At 60.4% G+C, this 6,390-nt stretch carries 6 protein-coding genes and 1 pseudogene; 4 read left to right on the forward strand and 3 right to left on the reverse strand.

All coding sequences use genetic code 11. From position 1 onward, the window contains the following. Positions 1 to 17 precede the first annotated feature (17 nt). The 4 genes from CO667_RS20955 to CO667_RS20970 are packed head-to-tail and all read left to right on the forward strand — an operon-like array spanning position 18 to position 2,832. Entirely contained in the window at positions 18 to 686 is a 669-nt protein-coding gene (locus tag CO667_RS20955) for a 4-carboxy-4-hydroxy-2-oxoadipate aldolase/oxaloacetate decarboxylase (RefSeq protein WP_097620183.1), read from the forward strand. Then, positions 679 to 1,233 (forward strand): cupin domain-containing protein, encoded by a 555-nt coding sequence (locus tag CO667_RS20960; RefSeq protein ID WP_097620184.1) that lies wholly within the window; start codon positions 679 to 681, stop codon positions 1,231 to 1,233. The genes CO667_RS20955 and CO667_RS20960 overlap by 8 nt, the downstream gene beginning before the upstream one ends. Before the next feature lie 2 nt (positions 1,234 to 1,235). Continuing rightward, positions 1,236 to 2,477, forward strand: a complete 1,242-nt coding sequence (locus CO667_RS20965; protein ID WP_348627814.1) for an FAD-dependent oxidoreductase — start codon at positions 1,236 to 1,238, stop codon at positions 2,475 to 2,477. Positions 2,478 to 2,511: 34 nt separating this feature from the next. Next, a complete protein-coding gene (locus tag CO667_RS20970) occupies positions 2,512 to 2,832 on the forward strand; it encodes a 2Fe-2S iron-sulfur cluster-binding protein (RefSeq protein WP_097620185.1) in 321 nt (106 codons plus the stop codon). Positions 2,833 to 3,276: 444 nt separating this feature from the next. On the opposite strand, the gene CO667_RS20975 is transcribed toward CO667_RS20970, so the two are convergent. From CO667_RS20975 to CO667_RS35930, 3 genes and pseudogenes are all read right to left on the reverse strand, one after another. Beyond that, on the reverse strand, positions 3,277 to 4,650 hold the full coding sequence (locus tag CO667_RS20975) for an NAD(P)(+) transhydrogenase (Re/Si-specific) subunit beta (protein ID WP_097620186.1): 1,374 nt from the start codon (positions 4,648 to 4,650) through the stop codon (positions 3,277 to 3,279). Positions 4,651 to 4,672: 22 nt separating this feature from the next. Continuing rightward, positions 4,673 to 6,247, reverse strand: a complete 1,575-nt coding sequence (locus CO667_RS20980) for a Re/Si-specific NAD(P)(+) transhydrogenase subunit alpha (protein WP_097620187.1) — start codon at positions 6,245 to 6,247, stop codon at positions 4,673 to 4,675. Positions 6,248 to 6,276: 29 nt separating this feature from the next. Further along, positions 6,277 to 6,390, reverse strand: a pseudogene (locus CO667_RS35930) (S-(hydroxymethyl)glutathione dehydrogenase); the annotation flags it as partial.

Consider the following 6,390-nt stretch of genomic DNA (forward strand, 5'->3'; position numbering starts at 1 on the left):
CGCACAGGAGGAATTCGATGAAAGTTATGACTAAGACTCCGCGCGCAGACCGCGAGACTTGCGAGGCGCTGGGGAAGCTGGGTGTCGCCACAGTCCACGAAGCCCAGGGCCGTAAGGGGTTGCTGGCGCCGCACCTGCGTCCCGTGATCGAGGGCGCGCGCATCGGCGGCACGGCGCTCACATGCGAGGTGCCTCCAGGTGACAACTGGATGATCCATGTCGCCCTTGAGGTCGCGCAGCCCGGCGACATCCTGGTCGTCGCGCCAACTTCGCCGTGCACGGACGGATATTTCGGCGATCTTCTCGCGACATCGTGCAGGGCACGCGGAATTCTAGGACTCGTGATCGACGCCGGCGTACGCGATGTCGCCGACCTTCGATCCATGAACTTCCCTGTCTGGTCCAAGGCGATATCGGCCCAAGGCACCGTCAAGGAGACGCTCGCGAACGTCCAGGTCCCCGTGGTCTGCGCCGGAGCCTACATCGAGCCAGGCGACGTCATCGTCGCCGACGACGATGGCGTCTGTGTGGTCAAGCGCGATGAGGCCGCGATGGTCCTCGAAAAAGCGCGCAAACGCCAGAGAATGGAAGACGAAAAGCGCGGCCTCTATGAGTCTGGGAAGCTGAGCCTCGACATTAACAACATGCGTCCGCAGCTTGAGGCGAAGGGCTTGATCTATGAATAGGGCAACGGAACTGCGCATACCCCGGCGCGTCGTCACAGGGATCAGTAACGGCAAGTCAGTTTTCATCAGCGATGGCCCGGCGCCCAATGCCCACGTGTACGATTCTGTGCCAGGCCACCTTACTTCGGTCCTTTATGCAACTTCGGCGAAACCCAGCCTTCCGCAAAGTCATGCGGAGCAGGCGCCGCCGCAAATCCTGATCACCCCCGAACCGGGCCAGACGAAGCTGATGATCGTCGTCTTTCCGCCAGACTCGGTATTCGCAACCGTCGATCCAGCGGCCGCGGTTGAGGAAGAGGCGATGCACATCCCCGGCCTGATCCAGGCGTTCGAGCCTGATGCACCCGGGATGCACACTACAGACACCGTCGACTATGACATCGTACTCGACGGTGAAGTGTGGCTCGAACTCGATGACGGCGCCGAAACGCTGCTGAAGCAGGGCGACGTCGCCGTCCAATGCGGCACGCGCCACGCCTGGCGCAACAAGAGCGATAAGCCAGCCACGATGTGCTTCGTTCTCATCGGCGCCGAAAGAGAGCAGTGACAATGATGCGGGAGGACGACAATCGCTTCTTCGACTGCGTCATCGTCGGTGGCGGACACGGCGGTTCGCAGACAGCGGCGGCGCTCAGGCAGTCCGGTTTCACGGGACGCATTGCCCTGATCGGCGCTGAGGCGGAAGTTCCCTACGACCGCCCTTCGCTTTCGAAGGAATATCTCGCAGGCAAGAAATCTTTCGAAAGGATGCATCTGAGGCCGGGGGATTTCTGGACCTCCCGGCAGGTAGAACTGATGCTGGGCAGGCGTGTGACCACCGTCGATGCGGCAGCCCATGTCGTCGTCACCGACCGGGGCGAACGCTTCTCCTACGGCAAGCTCGTCTGGGCGGCCGGTGGCGAGCCGAGGAAGCTTTCCTGCCCCGGCAGCGAGTTGGCCGGAATCTGCTATATACGCAACAAGGCAGATTGCGACGCGCTCGTCGAAGGCCTTCCTGGCGCCGAAAGGATCGTGATCGTCGGCGGCGGTTTTGTCGGTCTCGAAGCGGCAGCCGTGTTCCGAGAGATCGGCAAAGAGGTCACTTTGGTCGAGGCGCTCGACCGCGTACTCGCGCGCGTGGCCGGGGAACCGGTATCGAGGTTCTACGAAGCCGAGCATCGCGCACATGGCGTCGACATCCGCCTCAACTGCGGTGTCGGTTCGCTGGAGGGTTCCAACGGCCGCGTCAAGAACGTGGTGCTTGCGACCGGCGAGAAGATCCCAGGCGATATCGTCGTGGTCGGTATAGGCATTGTCCCTTCGGCCGGCCCGCTGATCGAGGCAGGCGCGGAAGGCTCAAACGGTGTGGATATCGATGAGTTATGCCAGACATCCCTGCCGGACATTTACTGTATCGGAGACTGCGCCCGGCTTAGACATGGCCGCGGCATTCGCATTGAATCTGTGCAGAACGCGACGGATCAGGCGACGACTGCCGCGAAGGCGATCTGCGGCGAACTCAAGCCCTACGATGCAACGCCCTGGTTCTGGTCCAATCAATACGATTTGAGGATGCAGACAGTTGGTCTCAACTACGGCTTTGACAGCGTGGTGACGCGCGGCAATCCCGCCAGTCGGAGCTTCAGCGTTATCTATCTGAAGGACGGGGCGGTTCTGGCCCTCGATTGCGTCAATGCATCCCGCGACTACGTGCAAGGACGAAAGCTTGTCGATAGCTCAGCGAGGATCGACCGCGATGCGCTGGCCGACACATCGAAACAACTCAAGGAACTTAGCCCAGAAGTGCTGTGAGGCATTCGAGGCCCGGAATGAAAGTGGAGGGAAAATGTCTATGATATCAGTGCGGACGCGGGATGGAGAGCTGCATAGTTTCGAGGGAAGGGTGGGCGCTTCGCTGATGGAGAACATCCGAAGCGCGGGCTTTGATGAGCTGCTTGCAATGTGTGGCGGGTGCCTTTCCTGTGCCACCTGCCATGTCTACGTCGAGGAATTACCGAAGAGTGTAAGCTTGGCAGAGCCCTCGATCGACGAGAGTGAATTGCTGGAAGGCTCCGACTACCGTCAAGAGAACTCGCGGCTTTCCTGTCAGATCCCCTTTGACGAGACTCTCAATGGAATCATCGTTCGCATTGCCCCCGAAGATTAATAATAGATCCGCTCGCATCACGGGCCGATCTCGAGGATTTATTTGCCAATGCTGCCGGGCTAACGAGTGAATGCCCGGCGGACGAACCTGACGACCCAACATCCCTTTATTCGATCGGCTCAGTGTGCAATTGGCCCTGTGCCATACTTCGCCATCCAGGGTAGACCGTTCGAGCCGCCTTAACCGCATGTGGGCGTACCCGTCTCAGCGCTATCGCGCGCTGACGACTGGGGAGGCGGTCCGCGCCCCTCAATTGGGCCAGAGTTCGAGATCGCCAGCGGCCTTGCTCCCAAATCCTTTGTCGCGCAACCCGTATCCATGGTCAGACGAATTTGGGAAGGGCTGAGCGCGCAACGGCGAGCCTGCCCGTGACGGTCTTACGGCTGCCGCGCACATGTTTCTTTGAGAAAATGTCTCCAGTCGGAAGCGGAGATCATCAAGCTCTCAGGCCAGCTTCGGAAGCAGGCCGTTGACGGACTCCTTGGCGTCACCGTAGTACATGCGGGTGTTTTCCTTGAAGAACAGGGGGTTCTCGATACCGGAGTAGCCGGTGCCCTGGCCGCGCTTGGAGACAAAAACCTGCTTGGCTTTCCAAACCTCGAGTACCGGCATGCCTGCGATCGGCGAGTTCGGATCTTCCTGTGCGGCCGGATTGACGATGTCGTTCGAGCCGATGACGATGACGACATCGGTTTCATGGAAGTCGTCGTCGATCTCGTCCATCTCCAATACAATGTCGTAAGGAACCTTTGCTTCCGCCAGCAGGACGTTCATGTGGCCGGGCAGCCGACCTGCGACCGGATGGATCGCAAAGCGCACCTGCTTTCCGGCGGCGCGCAGCTTGCGAGTGAGTTCCGAAACCGCACTCTGGGCCTGCGCAACCGCCATTCCGTAACCCGGAACGATGATGACCGAGTCGGCATCGTTGAGCGCTGCGGCAACACCTTCGGCATCGATGGCAATCTGCTCGCCCTCGACGACCATCGTCGGGCCCGAGGCATTGCCGAAGCCGCCGAGAATGACCGACAGGAACTGGCGGTTCATCGCCTTGCACATGATGTAGGAGAGGATCGCGCCCGACGAGCCGACGAGCGCTCCGGTTACGATCAACAGGTCGTTGCCGAGCAGGAAGCCCGTCGCCGCGGCCGCCCAGCCGGAATAGGAGTTGAGCATCGAAACCACGACCGGCATATCGGCGCCACCGATGGCCATGACGAGATGAGCGCCGATGACAAAGGCGATCAGCGTCATTAGGTAGAGGGTCCATGCACCTGCGCCATTCATGTACCCGATCATCAGCACAAAAGACCCGAGCACCATCAGGATATTGAATATGTGCCGGCTGGACAGGATAAGTGCCTTGCCGCCGATATGGCCAGAAAGTTTGCCACAAGCGATGATCGAGCCAGTGAAGGTTACCGCACCGATGAACACGCCAAGGAAGATTTCCACGTCATGGATTATCTTTTCCGCATTGGTGGCGAACTCATGTGCCGTCATGTCGGAGTTGAGGCCGATCAGTACCGCAGCGAGGCCCACAAAGGAGTGTAGCGCCGCCACGAGTTGCGGCATGCCGGTCATTTCGACGCGCTGTGCCAACAACGTGCCGACGACAGCACCAACGACGAGCATGGTGCTGAGGACGACGGAAAGCCCGACGCCCGGCCCAAGAATGGTCGCGAGCACGGCTATTGCCATGCCTGATATGCCGTACCATACGGCGCGCTTGGCGCTTTCCTGACCGGAAAGACCGCCGAGCGAAAGGATGAAGAGAACGGATGCGGCGATGTAAGCCGCGGTCTGGATACCGATAGACATGGTTCTTATACCCCGGGTGGTGTCACGACTTCTGGAACATGTTCAACATGCGCCGCGTGACCATGAAGCCGCCAACGATGTTGATGGTGGCGATCGCCACCGAAACGGCGGCAAGGGCGGTCACCAGCCAGCCGCCTGCAGTGACCTGCAGCAGCGCACCGATGATGATGATCCCGGATATCGCGTTGGTCACGGCCATCAGCGGCGTATGCAGCGAATGGCTGACACCCCAAATGACCTGGAAGCCGACGAAGCAGGAAAGCGCGAAGACGATGAAGTGGCCCATGAAGGCCGACGGTGCATAGGCGCCGATAAGCGCCATGAGAACACCGCCGATGACGAGCAGGCCGACCTGCTGCCGCGTTGCCGACTTGAAGGCGGAAGCTTCGGCGGCACGCCGTTCTTCCGGGGTCAACTCCTTAGGCTTTTCTTGTCGTTTCTGGGCTGCAATCGCCTGGATCTTCGGCGGCGGTGGCGGATAGGTGATCTCGCCCTGGAACGCCACAGTGGCTCCGCGAATAACATCGTCTTCCATGTTATGGACGAGAACGCCATCCTTCTTCGGCGTCAAGTCCGCCATCATGTGGCGGATGTTCGTCGAATAAAGGGTCGAGGCCTGCGAGGCCATGCGGCTCGGGAAATCGGTGTAGCCGATGACGGTGACGCCGTTCTCAGAAACGATCTTCTGATCCGGAACAGTCCGGTCGCAATTCCCGCCGCGTTCCGCCGCAAGGTCGACGATCACGGAGCCCGGCTTCATCGCGGCGACCATGTCGGCAAGCCAGAGCTTCGGCGCGTCGCGGCCCGGGATCAGCGCGGTGCTGACGACGATGTCGATGTCCGGCGCGATCTCGCGGAACTTTTTCAATTGCGCTTCGCGAAATTCGGGGCTCGATGGCGACGCATAGCCACCCGTCGCCGCGCCGTCCTGCTGCCGCTCCTTGAAGTCGAGGAAGACGAATTCGGCACCCATCGATTCGATCTGCTCGGCCACTTCCGGTCGAACGTCGAATGCATAGGTGATGGCACCGAGCGAAACGCTGGTGCCGACGGCGGCCAGACCGGCGACGCCGGCGCCAATGACAAGAACTTTGGCCGGCGGGATCTTGCCGGCGGCGGTGATCTGGCCGGTGAAGAAGCGGCCGAAATTATTGCCGGCCTCAATCACGGCGCGATAGCCCGCAATATTGGCCATGGAGGACAGCGCGTCCATCTTCTGGGCGCGCGAAATACGCGGCACCATGTCCATAGCGATCACGTTTGCGCCGGTCGTCTTCGCCTGCTCAAGAAGCTCCTTGTTTTGCGCGGGATAGAAGTAGGAGATCAGCGTTTTACTGCTCGAAAGCCTTGCTATGTCGCTTGGCTCCGGCGGGCGCACCTGGGCGATGACGTCTACGCTTGCATAAAGCGCGTCGACGCTGTCGACCACAGTAACGCCGGCCGCCCGATAGGCGTCGTCAGAGAAGCCGGCAAGTTTGCCGGCGCCCGTTTCGACGGCACATTGATATCCGAGCTTCTGAAGCTGGGTGGCGCTGTCCGGCGTCATCGCGACGCGTGCTTCCCCGTCAAGCCGCTCTCGTGGCGAACCTATAAACATGTCACTCCCCATTTCCAGAATACGATTTGTCAGTAAACGACGACGCCGCGGATGCTTTCACCCTTGTGCATCAGCTCGAAGCCCTTGTTGATGTCTTCGAGCGGCATGGTGTGGGTGATCATCGGATCGATCTGGATCTTGCC

The organism is Rhizobium sp. L43, assembly GCF_002531725.1.
Classification (GTDB): Bacteria; Pseudomonadota; Alphaproteobacteria; order Rhizobiales; family Rhizobiaceae; genus Rhizobium.

Coding starts and splice junctions, on each gene's coding strand:
- CO667_RS20955 (WP_097620183.1), top strand. CDS start 18: ATGAAAGTTATGACTAAGACTCCGCGCGCAGACCGCGAGACTTGCGAG.
- CO667_RS20960 (WP_097620184.1), top strand. CDS start 679: ATGAATAGGGCAACGGAACTGCGCATACCCCGGCGCGTCGTCACAGGG.
- CO667_RS20965 (WP_348627814.1), top strand. CDS start 1,236: ATGATGCGGGAGGACGACAATCGCTTCTTCGACTGCGTCATCGTCGGT.
- CO667_RS20970 (WP_097620185.1), top strand. CDS start 2,512: ATGTCTATGATATCAGTGCGGACGCGGGATGGAGAGCTGCATAGTTTC.
- CO667_RS20975 (WP_097620186.1), bottom strand. CDS start 4,650: ATGTCTATCGGTATCCAGACCGCGGCTTACATCGCCGCATCCGTTCTC.
- CO667_RS20980 (WP_097620187.1), bottom strand. CDS start 6,247: ATGTTTATAGGTTCGCCACGAGAGCGGCTTGACGGGGAAGCACGCGTC.